The following is a 15,931-nucleotide window of genomic DNA, read 5'->3' on the forward strand; positions in this document are numbered from 1 at the left end:
GCTAGACGTACGGGCGGAAGACCGGCTTCACCGGCCGACCGACGAGATACCCTTCGACGCCGTCGCTGAGCGCCTTCGCGTAGACGGCGAGCGCGCCGTCGACGGCCTCGATCGTGCGGTCGATGTCGGCGTCGGTGTGCGAGTAGCTCATCACGAACGACGGCGCGATGACCCCGCGGCGGATGAGCTCCTGCAGGAACAGCGTCCGGAACGCCTGCGACCGCTCGCCGTCGGCGTCCTTCGTCATGTAGATGAGGTTGCTGTCGCGGCCGGCGATGTCGACGAACTCGCTGACGCCGTGCGCCCGCGCCGCCGCCCGGACGCCCGCGGCCAGCCGCGCGCCCTGCCGGTGCAGGTGCTCGATGACCGGCTCCTGCTCGTACACGTCGAGCACCGCCATCGTCGCGGCCAGCGTGTGCGTGTCGGCACCGTAGGTGGTCGACAGCAGGAACACCCGCTCGCGGTCGGTGCGCAGGCCGCCGAGCTCCATCAGCTCCGGCGTGCCGACGAGCGCGGCCACCGCGAAGCCGTTGCCGAGCGCCTTGCCGTAGGTGGTCAGGTCGGCGAGGACGCCGTGGACGTGCGAGGCGCCGCGGACGTGCCAGCGGAAGCCGGTGATGATCTCGTCGAAGATGAGCACGATGCCGTGCCGGTCGCAGAGCGCCCGCAGGCCCTCCAGGAAGCCCGGGGCCGGCGGCTCGGTCGTCTCGACCTCCTGGACCAGGCAGGCGATGCGGCCGGGGTGCTCGGCGATGAGCGCTTCCACGCTCGCGAGGTCGTTGTAGCGGTACTTCAGGGTCAGCGCCCGGATCGCGTCCGGGATGCCGCCGGGCATGCCGGTGGTACCGATGAACCAATCGTCAGTGGAGAAGAACGGGTGGTCGCCGCAGACCGCGACCAGGTCGCGACCCGTCGCCGCCCGGGCGAGCTTGACCGCGGCGCTCGTCACGTCGGAGCCGTTCTTGGCGAACTTCACCATGCGGTCGCCCTGGCCCAGCGCGCTTCGCAGCCGCTCGGCCGCGGTCAGCTCGATCGCGCCGGGTCGGCTGAAGTTCAGGCCGTGCTCCAGCTGCGCCGCGGCCGCCGCGACGACCGGCGCGAAGGCGTGGCCGAGCGTGACCGCGCGCAGCCCCATGCCGTACTCGACGAACTCGTTGCCGTCCACGTCCCATACGTGGCAGCCCGCGCCGCGGACGATGAAGCCGGGCGCCTCCTCCGGGAACTGGTCGTCACCCTTGGCATACGTGTGGGCACCGCCGGGGATGACCGCGTGCGCCAGTGGCCGCAGGCGGTTGGACTCCTGGAACTGCAACGCTCTCCTACGCTTTCTTCAGCAGGGGCCGGATCTTGCCCATGACCATCCCGGACAGGCGCCGGTCGAGCGCCAGCAGCACGCCGCCGGAGATCGCCGTGGCGAGGACCCCGTAGATCACGAACTTGAGCGTCCACGGGCCGTCGACGAGGCCGAAGCGGTCGACGCTCCAGGTGATGCCGAAGCCGAGCAGGCTCGCGAACAGCGCCGGCATGGTCGGCCGGACGACCCGCCAGCTGCTGACCTTCAGCACGCGGTTGAAGGTGATGTACGCCATGACGACGGTGATCGTGAACTCCAGGCCCGCCATGCCGAGCGCGATGGCGGCCACCTGCTTCCGGTCGTCGGCGGAGCCGTTGAGCAGCTGCCCGATGACGTAGAACGTGGCGATGCCGACGGCGAGCTGGATCCAGGCGAGCGCGGTGTTGATGCCGACCCGCCCGACAGCCTGCAGGGCCGGGCCGAGCAGCACGCCGTAGACGTTGACCGCGCCGACGATGCACAGCAGCTGCATGCCGACGCCGGCCGGCGACCACTCCGGGCCGAGCAGCGCGACGAGCGGCTTGGCGTCGGCGGCCAGGATGCCCAGGGCGGGCAGGCCGACGACGGCCGAGACGTGCAGCATCTTGGCGAGCCGGTCGGCGAGCACGTCCGGCTCGCGCTGCAGGCGGGCCAGCTCGGGCAGCGACACCTGCTGCAGGGAACGGCTGGTCACCTCGGTCAGCATGTCGGGCAGGCGCTGGGCGATGCGGTACAGACCGACCGCGACCGGGCCGAACCACTTGGCCAGCACGAGCAGGTCGATGCGGATGGCGAGGAAGACGCCGATGCCGCCGAGCGCGGACTGGGCCGAGAAGCCGCGCAGGTCCCGCCAGGCCTGCCGGGGGAACCTCCACCGCGGCCGCCAGTCGGTGACCGTCCAGAGCACGATCGCGCCGATGACGCCGGTGACCAGCTGCTGGGCGACCAGGGCCCAGGCCTGGAAGCCGGCGAACGCGAGCGCGATGCCGACGACGCCGCCGATCGCGGTGGCGATCAGGGTCCGGATCGCGAGCGGCCGGAAGGTCATCTTCCGGCGCAGGATCGCCTCCGGTACCACGGTGAGGCCCTGCAGCAGGATCATCGGGGTCAGCGCGATGCAGATCCAGGTGATCTCGGGCTGGTCGTTGAACCAGGCCCACAGGGGCGCGGCGCCGGCGGCCAGCCCGGTGAGGCCCAGGCTGCCGCCGATGACGACCCAGAACCCGGCGTCGAGGTGGTCCTCGTCGAGCTGCTCGCGCTGGATGATCGTGGTGAGCAGGGTCTGCTGCAGCAGCATCTGCGTGATCATCACGAAGAGCAGCGCCGTGGCCACGACGCCGAAGGCGTGCGGGCCGAGCATGCTTGCGAGCACGAACGTGACGATCGTGGTGGTGCCCAGTCGTCCCGCGGTCAGCGCGTACGACCAGAAGATGGCGGACTTGAGCCGTTTCCGCGGCGCCTCTTCGCGCTCAGGCTGGTGCTCGGGTGCCTTGATCTCGACGGTGCGGTCCAGTTCGACGGTCCGGTCAAGTGGATCGACGGACTGGTCGACGGTCTGGCTCATGCAGGCTCCGCTCGCTGCGTCAGGACTGCGGGGACTCGCCCGCCCGAGGCTCTTCCCACGGGGGCGGAGCGATGGGCGTGCGGGTGATGGTGCGCCGGATCCGGCCCAGCTTGGCGCGCCCGCGACGGGAGCCCCAGGAGGTCAGGAACGCGGCCGTGCCGGCCGCCCGCTCGGCGACCGGGAGCTCGTTGTTCATGAGCGCCTTGGTGATCTCCCAGGTCATGCGGGTGTGGTGGCTCTGGTCGGAGGCGGGCTTGCGCTTCTTGGACTTCTTCGCGCCCGGCTCCAGCCACTCCAGCACCTCGTCGGTGTCGCGGCTGGCGCCGAAGGTGTTCGTCGCGTGCATGCGCCGGAAGAACAGCCGCTCCGGCACCTGGACGAACTCGCCCCGCAGGGCCAGCTCGTGCAGCATCCGCACGTCGCTGGAGAGGAAGGGGCCGAGCAGCCGGGTCCTGCGCAGCACGTCGGTGCGAACGACGCCGAAGACCTCGTTGCAGAGGTTCCATTTCCGGGCGTACCACGAGACCCGGCTCCGGGAGCGCAGGTCCGCGGTGTTCATGTTGTCGTCCCACGGGCCGATCTCGTAGCCGTCGCTGTCGATCAGCATGGTCTGCGGGAACGCCAGGATCGCGGTCGGGTGCGCGTCGAGCGCGGCCACGCACCGGCTGATGAGCGTCGGCGCGGCCAGGTCGTCGTGCGCGGCGAGGCGGAACAGCTCGCCGCGCGCGAGCGAGACGACCCGCCGGAAGTTGCCGGCTTCGCCCAGATTCTCCGGGTTGCGGTAGATCCGCATCCGGTCGTCCTTGCGCGCGTAGGTCTCCAGGATCTCCCACGTGCTGTCGGTCGAGAGGTTGTCGCACACGACGATCTCGAAGTCGCCGTAGTCCTGCGCGAGCATCGACTCCAACGCCTGCGGCAGGTACCGCTCGACGTTGTACGTCGTCATGCCGATGGTCACGCGAGGCGCGGTGTCAGCCATGGTCAGGCCACCAGGATCTCTGCTGTCACGCCGAGGTCGGCGAGCGACTTGGCGATCTCTTCCTTGTATGCGGGGTTCGTGATGACTACGGCCTTGGGCTGCAGCGCCGTCAGCGTCGACGGCGGATCGACCCGGTGGCCGGTGACCGGCAGGAACCGTCCCCACTTGCGCGGGTTGAGGTCGACCACACCGTGCAGGCCGAGCTCGCGGTCGGCGAGCGTCAGGAACTGCACGCCGCGCGAACCCGCGCCCCACAGCACCGGCTTGGCGCCCTCGGCGTTGAGCCGGGCGATCGTCGACCGCCAGCGCTCGCGCTCGGCGTGGTGCCGCTCGGCGAAGCCGGCGATCGCGGCCAGTTGCTTGTCGCGGGCCCGCAGCGACGGCAGCTCACCGGTGTGGGCGACATGGCCTCCTGCCCGCGGGCGGTTCGCCGAAACCTCGATGTATCGGAACATTCCCTGGAACAGCGTGCCGGTCGACTCGACCGTCCAGCCGGCGCGGCCGAAGATGCTGGCCAGCGAGTAGGCGTCGAAGTACGACACGTGCGGGTAGATGACCTCCCAGCCCGCGGTGGCCAGGTCGTAGACCGCGTCCGGCACCTCGACGTAGCCGAACACCTCGCGCCCCTTGGCCTGCTCGCGCAGGTCGACCAGGAACTCGTAGGGGTCGTCGAGGTGCTCGAACCAGTGCCGGGACGTGAAGAAGTCGTACTCCGGCAGGCCGCTGCCCCGCGGCGCCAGTCCACTGTGGAACGTCGTGACGCCCTGCTCGCCCTCCTCGCCGGCATACATCGCGTCGTAGCCGACGCCCCGGGCGCCGCCGACGTGGGTGAGCTCGCGAAGGAACTCGCCCTGCCCGCAGCCGATGTCCAGCACGAGCTTGCCGCTCAGGTCGTACCGCTCGCTCAGACTGTGCACGAGGTCGCTCGAGAACCGCTGGAAGGCGGGGGAGAAGTGCAGGTTGGTGTCCATCGCCGTGTCGTAGACGAGCTTGTCCTGCTCGAACGCGACATTGCGGACGTAGGCGCAGGTGGGGCAGTTGGCCAAAACCATCTTGCCGACCGGCGAGGCCACGGCGTCGCCGTGATCCTCCCAGTGCACGCCGCACAGGACCGGGATCTCGCCGAGGTCGGCGAACTCGACCAGCCGGTCCTCGCCGCAGGCGTCGCAGATGCGCCCGGTCGTCATGCGGTCACCCACCGCAGCTCGTTGTCCAGCTTGCCCTGCTCCATCAGCGAGCGGATGCGCTTGATCCGCATGTGGTTCTCGCTGCCGAACTGCTCGATGGTGAGCCCGTGCCGCTGGTAGGCCTCGACGAGCTGCTCGACGCCGAGCTTCACCGTCCACTTCGGCTGGAACTCGGGCACCTCGGTCGCGATCAGGTCGCAGGTGACCCGGTAGTTGCGCAGGTCGGTGCCGGCACCCTCGGCGAACGTGACCTCGCTGCCGGGCACGACCTCGGCGACCAGGTTGGCGACCTCGCGGATCAGGTAGTTCTCGGTGGACCGCCCGACGTTGTAGGCCTTCGCGTGCACGCGCTCGCGCGGGACCTCCAGCAGCGCCAGGAAGGCGGCGGAGATGTCCTCGATGTGCACCAGCGGCCGCCAGGCCTTGCCGTCCGACAGCAGCCGGACCTGGCCGGTGAGCAGCGCGTGGGCGGCGAGGTCGTTGACCACCAGGTCGCCGCGCAGGCGCGGGGAGAACCCGTAGGCCGTGGCGTTGCGCAGGAACGTCGGCGAGAAGTCGTCGTCGGCCAGCTCCAGCAGCCCCTGCTCCGAGAGGATCTTGGACTCGCCGTAGGGCGTCACCGGCTGGAAGCCGGCCGTCTCGTCGAGCGGGGTGTCGTCCTCGCCCTTGCCGTACAGCGAGCACGACGACGAGAACAGGAACCGCTGGACGCCGGCGGCCTTGGCGGCCCGGGCCAGGCGGAGCGTCGAGCGGTGGTTGACGTCGTAGGTCAGGTCCGGGTTGAGGTTGCCCAGCGGGTCGTTGCAGAGCGCCGCGAGGTGCAGCACCGCGTCGAAGCCGGTGACGTGCTCCGGCTCGACGTCCCGCAGGTCGACGCGGAGCGTCTTGACCTCCTCGGGGGCCGGGCCGAGGACGCAGTCCGCGAACAGCCCGGTGTCCAGACCGACCACCTCGTGCCCGGCTTGACGAAGTATCGGCACCAGCACGCTGCCGATGTATCCGTCGTGACCAGTGACGAGTACGCGCATGGCAAAGCTCCCGAACGCTCGGCGGGTGGAAGGCGAGTCTATGAGGACGCCAAAACGCCCTCGGTGGTGTGTCGGACTTCTTACTCTGGCGTTTACCGGAAGGACCTGGTGACCGCTAGCTTCTTGCCTTGGATTTTGCCTTAGGCTGACGCGTCGGTGATCAGAAAATCTGCGGTTTCCGTGATGGAGCCTAGCGCCAGCGACAATTTGGGGGGACGCATGCCCGTAGTCTCGTGCCGGCTGTGTGGGGCCGAGCTGACCGAGACCTTTGTCGACCTTGGGATGTCCCCGCTCTGCGAGAGCTACGTCCCCGCGGAGAAGGTCGACGCGCCGGAAACGTTCTACCCGCTGCACGTGCGGATCTGCTCGGACTGCCTCTTGGTGCAGCTCCCGGCGTACGTGGCGGGTGAGGAGATCTTCTCCGACTACCTGTACTTCTCCTCCTACTCCACGTCATGGGTGGAGCACGCGCGCCGCTACGCGGTCGCGATGACGGAGAAGCTCAACCTAACGGCCGACAGCCTGGTCGCCGAAGTGGCCAGTAACGACGGATACCTTCTGCAGCATTTTGTGGCCGCGGGTATCCCGGTCATCGGCGTTGAGCCAGCCGGAAATGTCGCAGCGGTCGCCCGGGAAAAGGGCGTCCGGACCGAGGTGTGCTTTCTCGGACCGGAAACGGGCGCGGCGGTCGCGACGCAATACGGCCGGGCCGACCTTGTCGCGGCAAATAACGTCTATGCCCACATTCCGGACATTATTGGCTTCTCGCAAGGTCTCGCAAACCTGGTTAAATCGGACGGATTGGTCACGCTGGAGTTCCCGCACCTGCTCCGCCTGATCGAGCGCCGCCAGTTCGACACGATCTACCACGAGCACTACCAGTACCTGTCGCTGCTCACCGCGTCGCGGGCGCTGGCCAAGGGGGGCCTCAGCGTCGTCGATGTCGAGGAGCTCAGCACGCACGGCGGGTCGCTGCGGGTGCACGCTCGTCATGCCGACACGGCGGGTGAGCCGTCACTTGCCGTGAAGACCCTGCTGGAGGCGGAGGCCGCGGCCGGGCTGCACACGTTCGAGGGGCACAAGGGCTTCGCCGACGCCGTCTTCCAGATCAAGAAGAACCTGCTCGACTTCCTGATGACGGCCCGCGCCGAGGGCAAGCGGGTCGTGGGCTACGGTGCTCCTGGGAAGGGCAACACGCTGCTGAACCACTGCGGCATCCGTGAGGACCTGCTGGAGTACACGGTCGACCGCTCGCCGCACAAGCAGGGCATGTTCCTGCCCGGCACCCACATCCCGATCCACGCGCCGGAGCGCATCGCCGCGGACCGGCCCGACTACGTCCTGGTCCTGCCGTGGAACCTGCGCACGGAGATCAGCGCGCAGCTGTCGTACGTGCGCGACTGGGGCGGCAAGCTGGTGTACCCGATTCCGGCCCTGGATGTAGAGGGGTAGCCCGTTCATGAAGGTTGTGCTGTTCTGCGGCGGTCTCGGCATGCGGATGCGCGAGGGCACCAACAACGCGCCCAAGCCCATGGCCATGATCGGTGACCGTCCGCTGCTGTGGCACGTCATGCGCTACTACGCACACTTCGGACACACCGACTTCATCCTCGCCCTCGGCTACGGCGCCGCCGTGGTCAAGGACTACTTCCTGCACTACGACGAGACCCTGTCCAACGACTTCACGCTCGTCGGCGGCAACCGCGACGTGCAGCTCTTCTCGACGGACATCACCGACTGGAACATCACGTTCATCGACACGGGTCTCAAGGCCACGATCGGCGAGCGGCTCATGCGCGTGCGCAAGTACGTCGAGGACGAGCCGATGTTCCTGGCCAACTACGCCGACACGCTCACCGACGCGCCGCTGCCCGAGATGGTGGAGCGGTTCCGCAACTCCGAGGCCGCGGTGAGCATGCTGGCGGTACCGCCGGTGTCGACCCACCACGTCGTGGAGATGGGCCCCGACGGCTCGGTCTCGCGGGTCCGGGACTTCCGCGAGCTGATGACGTGGGAGAACGGCGGCTACTTCATCATGCGGCCGGAGATCTTCGACGTGCTGCGCGAGGGCGAGGACATGGTGCCGCACGCCTTCGACCGGCTGATCCCGAACCGCAAGTTGCTGGCGCAGCAGTACGACGGCTTCTGGCGCGCGGTCGACACCTTCAAGGACCGCGCGGAGATGGAGGAGGCCTACAACCACGGCAACTGCCCGTGGATGCTGTGGGACTCGGCCCGCCGCCCGATCGTGCCGGCGCAGCGTTCATGATCGGCTTCAGCCTCGCCGGCGTGCGGTCCGTCGTCGCCCTGGGTGCCCACCCGGACGACATCGAGATCGCCGCCGGCGGCCTGCTGCTGTCCCTGCCCGCGGGCGTCGCGGTGGACTACGTCCTGGCCACCGGCGTGCCGGCCCGCCAGGACGAGGCCCGCTCGGCCGCCGCCGCGTTCCTGTCGCAGGCGGCGGCGTTGCGGTTCCACCTGCACGACCTGCCCGACGGTCGCCTTCCCGCACACTGGAACGCGACGAAGGAGATCGTCGAGGCGGCCGCCCGGCTGGGCAAGCCCGACCTGGTGCTGGCGCCGTCGCGCGAGGACGCGCACCAGGATCACCGCCTGCTGGGGCAGTTGGCGTCGACGGCGTTCCGGGACTCGCTCGTCCTGCACTACGAGATCCCGAAGTGGGACGGCGACCTGTCCCGCCGCAACGTCTACGTGCCGCTGACGGTCGAGCAGGGCCGCCGGAAGGTGGCGCTGCTGCACGAGCACTTCCCGTCGCAGAAGGCGCGCGACTGGTGGGACGACGAGATGTTCCTGGGGCTGGCTCGCGTTCGCGGGATGGAGTGCCGGGCGCACTACGCCGAGGCGTACACGGTCGACAAGGCCGTGCTGACCTTCTGAGGCGCGCTGGTGGTCGGAGTGCTTCCATGATCAAGGGAAACTTCTGGCTGTCAGGGCAGCCAGAAGTCTCCCTTGATCAAGGCGCCCCGGCGCGTCAGCCGTGCGTCACCGGCTTGCCGCCGTCGGCGTAGACGTTCGACGGGTCCCAGGTGACGCCGGGCAGGTCCTCGTTCGAGGATGCGCCGTAGCGCGAGTTCTGCACGAACACGTTGTTGCGGAAGACCACCTTCTCGGCCTTCGTGTCCGGGCGGAAGTTCACCGTGTAGTTGCCGCCCGTGAACAGGTTGTCCTCGACCAGCAGGTCGGTCAGGCTCGGCGCCGTCTCCGAGCCGAGCTGGAAGCCCGCGTTGAACGGGTCGTTCGTGGCCGGGTTGAAGGCCTCCAGCGTGTTGTGCCGGACCACCATGCCCGTGCCGCCCGTGGTCTGCAGGATGTCCTGGTGGTCCTTCTCGTCGGTGAAGATGAGGTCGTGGATCCAGCTGTCCTCGATCAGGGCGCCGTCGGAGACGCGCGGGCCCTCGTTCAGCGTGTGCATGTTGACCCGGCGCATCGTGTAGTGGCCGAAGCCCAGGCCCAGGCCCTCGCCCTCGCCCTGGATCTCGGAGTCCTCGACGAGCAGGCTCGCGTCGGGGACGACGTCGTCGAACACCCGGATGATCATGCCGCCCTTGTTCTTGCAGGTGATCTTCGAGCGCTTGATCGTGACGTTCTTCGCCTTGATGTCCAGGCAGTCCGTGAGGATCTTGCCGTCGATCACCGTGTTGGGCTCGGTGATCGCATATGGGCCGGCATACGGCGTGAGATCCGTCCCCGCCGGGACGCCCGTGTTCTCCGGTCCCGGCCACGGCTTGCCCGACGGCGCCCTGACCGGGCCGGGCACCAGGCCGGCGCCCGCGGTCGGGTGCGCCTTGCCCGGCTCGTCGAAGCTGTACTTCGCCTTGTAGGGCTTGTCGTCCACCGACGAGTCGGTGACGAGCGCCGGCGCGGCCGCCGAGTGTGAGAAGCCCTTCGCGCAGCCGTGGACCTTGACCTTCGTGGCGGTGTAGTTACCGTACCCCAACCCGGTCATCTCCGGCCGGCCGCAGAACACCTCGGTGTTCTCGACGACCGTGCCCGTGAAGCCCGCGAAGACCTTGATCCCGACCGCGCCGGAGTGCCGGACGGTCGTGTTGGTCACCTTGACGTTGTTCGCCTTGATGTACAGCGCGGTCGTGAGCTGCTGACCGTCGACCGTGGCGCCGTCGGTGCTGATCACCGTCGCGTCCTCGTCCCGGTCGGCGTCGCTGTCCTTGCCGCTCAGGTTGAGCACGACCACGACCGCGCCGGCGATGATTGCGAGTCCGCCCCCGATGGCCGTCGGCAGAATCCAGCGGCGCCGTTTGCGGTTGGTGGCCTGCCCTGAGGCATGGCGCCCGGGTTGCCTCCGTTCGACCTGCTCAGTGCTCACGCCGCCTCCGCTTCGCTCCGGCGGCGCTCACTTGCGCAGAGCCCCTGGTGAGCGGCCTCTCCGCTCCGAACCGCTCACGCCGTCTCCCCCCAAAAAGCCCGGCCTCAGCGCGGGCTGCCGTTCGCCTCCACAGTTACCTTGCCATTCGACGCGGTCGCCGTGGCGGGTTCTTCGAGTTCCTTGGCCTTCTGTTCGGCCGCGCGCAACCGCTCCTCGGCGGCGGTCGCCTTCGCGGCCAGGGCCTCGGCGCCGGCGGCCTGCTGCTGCAGCTCGGCCAGGCGCACCTCGGCCGCGGTCACCTGGCTGGTCAGCTCGGTCTCCTGCGCACGCAGGTCGGTGAGCTGGGCGCTGAGCGCCGACTCCGACTCGCGCAGCTCGGCGGCGCGGGCCTCGGCGGCGCTCGCCTGCTCCTCCAGCTCGGTGGCGCGGGACTCGGCCGCGGCGGCCCGCTCCAGCAGCTCGCGGGCGCCGGCCTCCTTGGCCGCCAGCTCGGCGAGCCGGGCCTCGGCGGTCTCCTGCTCCCGCTGGAGCTCGGCGAGGCGGGCCTCGGTCGCGGCCGCCTCCTTGAGCTGCTCGCGGAGCTCGGCCTCCTCGGCCTGGGCCCGGGCAACGCGGGCCTCGGCGTCGGCCGCCTTCGAGGTGGCCTCGGTCGCCGCGGCGACCTCGGCGCGGGCGGCGGCGGTGAGCGAGTCGGCCTCGGCCTTGGCGGTCGCGCGCAGCTCGTCGGCCTCGGTCGTGACCGCGGCCCGGGCCGCGGTCACCTCCCGCTCGGCGGTGGCGCGCAGCTCGGCGAGCTCGGCGTCGTGGATGGTGCGCAGGTCGCGCAGATCCTGCTCGACCAGCACGCGGCGGGCGGCGGCCTGCTCGTCGGCCGCGGCGCGGGCCTGGCCGGTCTCCTGCTCCAGCTGCTGCTGGGCCTGGATGGCCTGCTGCCGGGACTGCTCGGCGAGGGCGGCGGCCGACTGCTGGGCCTGCGCGGCGACGGCGTCGGCCGCCTCCCGCGCCTGGGTGGTGACGGTGGCCGCGTGCTGCTCGGCCTGGGCGGCGACCGCGTTCGCGGCCTCCTGCGCCTTGGCGGCCACGGCCGCGGCGGCCTGCTGGGCCTGTGCGTTGAGCGCCTCGGCCTGCTGCTGGGCCTGGGCGACGACCGTGGTGGCCTGCTGCTGCGCGGCGGCGGCGTGCTGGTCGGCCTGCGCGCGCACCTGCGCCGCGTGCTGCTCGGCCTCGGCGCGGAACGCCGCGGCCTGCTGCTCGGCCTGCGTGCGGACGGCGTGGGCGTGCTGCTCGGCCTGCTGGCGGGCCTGGTCGAGCTGGGTGGTGGTGGCCTGGGTGATCCGCTGGGCCTCGGCCAGGGCGGCGCCGACGATCTGCTCGGCCTCGCCGCGGGCCTGGGTGGCGCGCTCGTCGACGGCGCGGGCCTCGGCGTCGATCGCCCGGCGGCGCTCGCCGACCTGCCGCTCCTCCTCGGCGCGGCGGGCGGCCAGGGCGAGCTCGAAGTCCTCGTTGGCCTTGGAGGCACGCCCGCGGGACTCGGCGAGGAGCCGCTCGGCCTCGCCGCGCAGGCCGGCGATCTCCTGCACGGCGGCGGCGCGGATGTCGGCGGCCTGGTCCTCGGCGAGCCCGAGGATCTGCTCGACCCGCGGGCCGAGGTGCCGGAACGAGACCTCGCCGCGGTGCCCGCCGTGGCGGCGCAGCTCGGCGAGCTCCATCTGCAGGTCCTGCACCTGGGAGGCGAGGGCCTGGACCTGGCCCCAGACCTCCTCGTTCTCGAGCTTCAGGGCCGCGATCTCGTTCTCGGACTGGGTCCAGTACTTGTCGACCTGGTCTCTGCGGTATCCGCGGATCGCCGTCTCGAAGTCGGGCTCCGAGGAGACTCCCGACCCGGTCCCGAAGAGATCGCCGTCAGCCATAGCCCCATCCTCACACGCAACGTCCCGCCACGCGCAATTACACACTGCGCGTGACGGGACGTGCGATCGAACTCCCCGTGAATGAATCCAGGAAGCGGCACGATCGCCGCGACCCGCCGAACGTCAGGCGGAGACCTTGTCCCCGTCTCCGGACTTGCCCTTCTTGGCGTCGCCGCCGCCCTGCTGCTGGCCCACCGACGGCATGATGCCGGCGAGGCCGGAGAGCATCTGGCCGAGCTGGGAGGTGACGGCGTCCTTCTGGCGCGTGAGGTCCTCGACCTCGCGCCGGGCACGCTGCGTGGTCTCCTCGGCCTCGGCGCGGGCCTCGCTGAGCACCCGGTGCGCCTCGGCGCGGGCCTCGTTGACCGTCTTGTCGGCGAGCGCCTTGGACTTGTCGATCGTCTCGGCGGCGCTGCGCTCCGACTCGACGCGGCGGGTCTCGGCGCGCTGCTCGATCTCCTTGGCGCGGTCCTCGGCGGCCCGGGCGCGGCCCTCGGCCTCGTTGACCAGCTTCTGGGTCGCGGCGACGGCGGAGGCGTGGCGGGCGGACTCGTCGCGCTCCGCCTTCTCCTGCCGCTCGGCGATCTCCAGCGCGAGGGACTGCAGGTCCTTGTCGCGCTTGTCGCGGGCGTCGGTGAGCAGCTTGGTCGCCTCGGCGCGCTTCTCCTCAGCCTCGCGGGCGGCCTTGGCTCGCAGCTGGGTGATCTCCCGCTCGGCGGTGGCCCGCAGCGTCGCGACCTCGCGCTCGACGGTCGCCTTGAGCTCGGCGACCTCGTGGGCGGTGGCGGTGCGCAGCTGCTTGGTCTCGCGCTCGGCGTCGGCCCGCAGCGTGTCGGCCTCGCGCCGGGCCTGCACCCGGACCTCGGCGGCCTCACGCTCGGCGGCGGTGCGCAGGTTGCCGGCCTCGCGCTCGGCGGTCGCCTTCATGGCGGCGGACTCGGCCCGCGCCTTGTCGGTGATCTCGCGGGCCTCGAGACGCGCAGCGGAGATGATGCCCTCGGACTCCCGCTTGGCCTCGCCCCGGTGGTCGTTGGCCTGCTCCTCGGCCAGGCGCAGGATCTGCTCGACCCGCGTGCCCAGGCCCGACAGCGTCGGCCGGTTGTTCTCTTCCAACTGCTTGTTGGTGTCGCTGAGCTTCTGCTCCATCGTGCCGAGCCGCTGCTCGGCCTGACGGACGCGACGCTGGGCCTCGGCGAGTCGGCCCTCGGCCTCTTCGCGGGCCTGGTTGGCCTGCTGGAGCTGCGCGTTGATCCGCTGCAGCTTGGCGTCGACCTGCTGGCGGTCGTAACCGCGCAGGACCACGCTCAGCTCTTCGTGATCCGAGCCGTTTTGGAAGAAGTCGACCGAGGACTGAGGCTGGGGCATTGGCACATACTTGCAGACCACCCGGGGGCCTTCGCAAGGGTGCAAGGGCTAACTTCCTCGACCCCGGCATGGTCAACTTCAGCGGCCCAGGACACGCCACGTTTTTGTCACGCTTTGCGGGCGTGTCGGCTGTCCGTCCGGACACGCTCAGCTCGCCGAACGGCGGGCATGGAAACCGCCCCGGGGAGGCCACCCCGTCGTGGCCGCCCCGGAGCGGGGCACTAGCGGTCGCGGAACCGGTTGATCGCCTGCTCGTGCCGGGCGCGGAACCCCGGGTCGCGGACGCCGAGGCCCTCCTCCGGGGCCAGGCACAGCACGCCCACCTTGCCCTGGTGCAGGTTGCGGTGCACGTCGTACGCGGCCTGCCCGGTCTGCGCGAGCGGATACGTGCGGGACAGCGTCGGATGGATTCGGCCGCGCTCGATGAGCCGGTTGGCCTCCCACGCCTCGCGGTAGTTCGCGAAGTGACTACCGACAATGCGTTTGAGGTTCATCCACAGATATCTGTTGTCGTACTGATGCATGAAGCCCGACGTCGACGCACAGGTGACGATCGTGCCGCCGCGGCGCGCCACGTAGACGCTCACGCCGAACGTCTCGCGGCCCGGGTGCTCGAACACGATGTCGGGGTCGTCGCCCCCGGTCAGCTCCCGGATCTCCGCGCCGAAGCGGCGCCACTCCGCGACGTCCTGGGTCTCCTCGTCCTTCCAGAAGTTGTACCCCGAACGATCGATCACCAGCTCCGCGCCCATGCCGCGGCAGATGGCCGCCTTCTCCGGGCTCGACACCACGCACACCGGCGTCGCCCCGCCGTTGAGCGCGAACTGCGTCGCGTAGGAGCCCAGGCCGCCCGACGCGCCCCAGATGAGCACGGTGTCGCCCTGCTTCATCTGTGCGCCGTGGTGCGAGACGAGCTGCCGGTACGCCGTGGAGTTGACCAGCCCGGGACAGGCCGCCTCCTCCCAGGAGAGGTGGGCGGGCTTCGGCATGAGCTGGTTCGCCTTGACGAGGGCCAGCTCGGCCAGGCCGCCGAAGTTCGTCTCGAAGCCCCAGATGCGCTGCTGGGGATCGAGCATCGTGTCGTCGTGGCCGGCCGCGTCCTCCAGCTCGACGTTGAGGCAGTGCGCGACGACCTCGTCGCCGGGCTTCCACTTACTCACGCCGGGGCCGACCTTGAGCACGACGCCGGCCGCGTCCGAGCCGACCACGTGGTACGGCAGGTCGTGACGCTTGCTGAGATCGTTGAGCCGCCCGTACCGCTGGAGGAAACCGAACGTCGAGACCGGTTCGAAGATCGAGGTCCAGACGGTGTTGTAGTTGACCGCGCTCCCCATCACCGCGATGAGCGCCTCACCCGGCCCGACGGACGGGGTGGGCACCTCCTGCACGTGCAGGGACTTGCGCGGGTCCTTGTCGCGGGTGGCGAGGCCGTCGAACATGCCCGTCTCGTCGGCCCGCACCACCACGCCCCGGTAGCTCTCGGGCACCGGCAGGCCCGCCACGGCCCGGAGCTCCGCCGCGGGGTCGGTGGCCCCTTCCGCCTGCATGATCGCGTCGAGGATGTGCTGCACCGCTACCACTCCTAACGTCCACGATTTCCAAGGGCAGCGTCGCCGCAAGAAGAGGGGACGACCATGGGGATCAGCGACACATTCACGTGTGCCGACGCGGACGTTACTGGTCGGTAGCTAGATCGGGAACCGGCTTGTGAAAAGTTGCACTAGCTGGGCCGATGCGGCTCCACCAGCTCGACGAGCACGCCGCCCGCGTCCTTCGGGTGCACGAAGTTGATGCGGGAGTCGGCGGTACCGCGGCGCGGCTCGTCGTAGAGCAGCCGCACCCCGCGGGCGCGCAGCTGCGCGCAGGCCGCGTCGACGTCCTCGACCGTGTACGCGAGCTGCTGCATCCCGGGGCCGTTGCGGTCCAGGAACTTGGCGATCGTCGACGCCGGCGAGAGCGGCGCGAGCAGCTGCAGGCAGCCGCCCTCGGGCGTCGGCCCGACCGACAGCATCGCCTCACGAACCCCTTGCTCCTCGTTGACCTCTTCGTGCACGCAGTGCATGCCGAACACCCGGCCGTAGAACTCGATCGCCGCGTCGAGGTCGGCCACCGCGATGCCGACGTGGTCGATCCTCAGGATGCCGATGGGTGATATATCCAACTTCTGAGTGGCGGTCTCCATAGCGATAGTCTGAACCGAACAATCGTTCAGGTCGCGAC

At 70.1% G+C, this 15,931-nt stretch carries 13 protein-coding genes; 3 read left to right on the forward strand and 10 right to left on the reverse strand.

The features are described from left to right. Position 1: 1 nt before the first annotated feature. The 5 genes from IEZ31_RS10055 to IEZ31_RS10075 are packed head-to-tail and all read right to left on the reverse strand — an operon-like array spanning position 2 to position 6,091. Positions 2–1,312: a glutamate-1-semialdehyde 2,1-aminomutase gene (locus tag IEZ31_RS10055; protein WP_190249507.1), complete on the reverse strand. Its 1,311-nt coding sequence runs from the start codon at positions 1,310–1,312 to the stop codon at positions 2–4. A 7-nt stretch (positions 1,313–1,319) separates the two neighbouring features. Then, a complete protein-coding gene (locus tag IEZ31_RS10060; protein ID WP_190249508.1) occupies positions 1,320–2,897 on the reverse strand; it encodes a lipopolysaccharide biosynthesis protein in 1,578 nt (525 codons plus the stop codon). A gap of 19 nt (positions 2,898–2,916) precedes the next feature. Next, complete coding sequence (locus IEZ31_RS10065; RefSeq protein WP_190249509.1) at positions 2,917–3,876, reverse strand: glycosyltransferase family 2 protein; 960 nt, start codon at positions 3,874–3,876, stop codon at positions 2,917–2,919. Positions 3,877–3,878: 2 nt separating this feature from the next. Next, complete coding sequence (locus IEZ31_RS10070; RefSeq protein ID WP_190249510.1) at positions 3,879–5,063, reverse strand: class I SAM-dependent methyltransferase; 1,185 nt, start codon at positions 5,061–5,063, stop codon at positions 3,879–3,881. Then, positions 5,060–6,091 carry an NAD-dependent epimerase/dehydratase family protein gene (locus IEZ31_RS10075; RefSeq protein ID WP_190249511.1) on the reverse strand — a complete coding sequence of 344 codons (1,032 nt, stop codon included), beginning with the start codon at positions 6,089–6,091 and terminating at the stop codon, positions 5,060–5,062. Before IEZ31_RS10075 ends, IEZ31_RS10070 begins: the two co-directional genes overlap by 4 nt. 219 nt (positions 6,092–6,310) lie before the next feature. Here IEZ31_RS10075 and IEZ31_RS10080 point away from each other — a divergent pair, with 219 nt between their 5' ends. From IEZ31_RS10080 to IEZ31_RS10090, 3 genes are read left to right on the forward strand one after another with little or no spacing between them, the layout of a single operon-like run. Further along, positions 6,311–7,543 (forward strand): class I SAM-dependent methyltransferase, encoded by a 1,233-nt coding sequence (locus tag IEZ31_RS10080; RefSeq protein ID WP_190249512.1) that lies wholly within the window; start codon positions 6,311–6,313, stop codon positions 7,541–7,543. Positions 7,544–7,550: 7 nt separating this feature from the next. Further along, complete coding sequence (locus IEZ31_RS10085) at positions 7,551–8,360, forward strand: sugar phosphate nucleotidyltransferase (protein WP_190249513.1); 810 nt, start codon at positions 7,551–7,553, stop codon at positions 8,358–8,360. Then, complete coding sequence (locus IEZ31_RS10090) at positions 8,357–8,989, forward strand: PIG-L deacetylase family protein (protein ID WP_190249514.1); 633 nt, start codon at positions 8,357–8,359, stop codon at positions 8,987–8,989. Before IEZ31_RS10085 ends, IEZ31_RS10090 begins: the two co-directional genes overlap by 4 nt. 94 nt (positions 8,990–9,083) lie before the next feature. Here the strand turns inward: IEZ31_RS10090 and IEZ31_RS10095 are convergent, their stop codons facing one another. The 5 genes from IEZ31_RS10095 to mce all read right to left on the reverse strand — a co-directional run bounded on the left by IEZ31_RS10095 (position 9,084) and on the right by mce (position 15,893). Next, entirely contained in the window at positions 9,084–10,436 is a 1,353-nt protein-coding gene (locus IEZ31_RS10095; protein WP_190249515.1) for a right-handed parallel beta-helix repeat-containing protein, read from the reverse strand. Between the two features lie 104 nt (positions 10,437–10,540). Continuing rightward, positions 10,541–12,346, reverse strand: coding sequence for a coiled-coil domain-containing protein (locus IEZ31_RS10100; protein WP_190249516.1), 1,806 nt, complete (start codon positions 12,344–12,346; stop codon positions 10,541–10,543). Positions 12,347–12,469: 123 nt separating this feature from the next. Continuing rightward, positions 12,470–13,711 carry a coiled-coil domain-containing protein gene (locus tag IEZ31_RS10105; protein WP_190249517.1) on the reverse strand — a complete coding sequence of 414 codons (1,242 nt, stop codon included), beginning with the start codon at positions 13,709–13,711 and terminating at the stop codon, positions 12,470–12,472. Between the two features lie 221 nt (positions 13,712–13,932). After that, positions 13,933–15,282: a crotonyl-CoA carboxylase/reductase gene (gene ccrA / locus IEZ31_RS10110; protein WP_190249518.1), complete on the reverse strand. Its 1,350-nt coding sequence runs from the start codon at positions 15,280–15,282 to the stop codon at positions 13,933–13,935. A 149-nt stretch (positions 15,283–15,431) separates the two neighbouring features. Further along, positions 15,432–15,893, reverse strand: coding sequence for a methylmalonyl-CoA epimerase (gene mce / locus IEZ31_RS10115; RefSeq protein ID WP_190249519.1), 462 nt, complete (start codon positions 15,891–15,893; stop codon positions 15,432–15,434). Between the last annotated feature and the right edge of the window lie 38 nt (positions 15,894–15,931).

It is taken from the genome of Dactylosporangium sucinum (genome assembly GCF_014647515.1).
GTDB lineage: Bacteria > Actinomycetota > Actinomycetes > Mycobacteriales > Micromonosporaceae > Dactylosporangium > Dactylosporangium sucinum.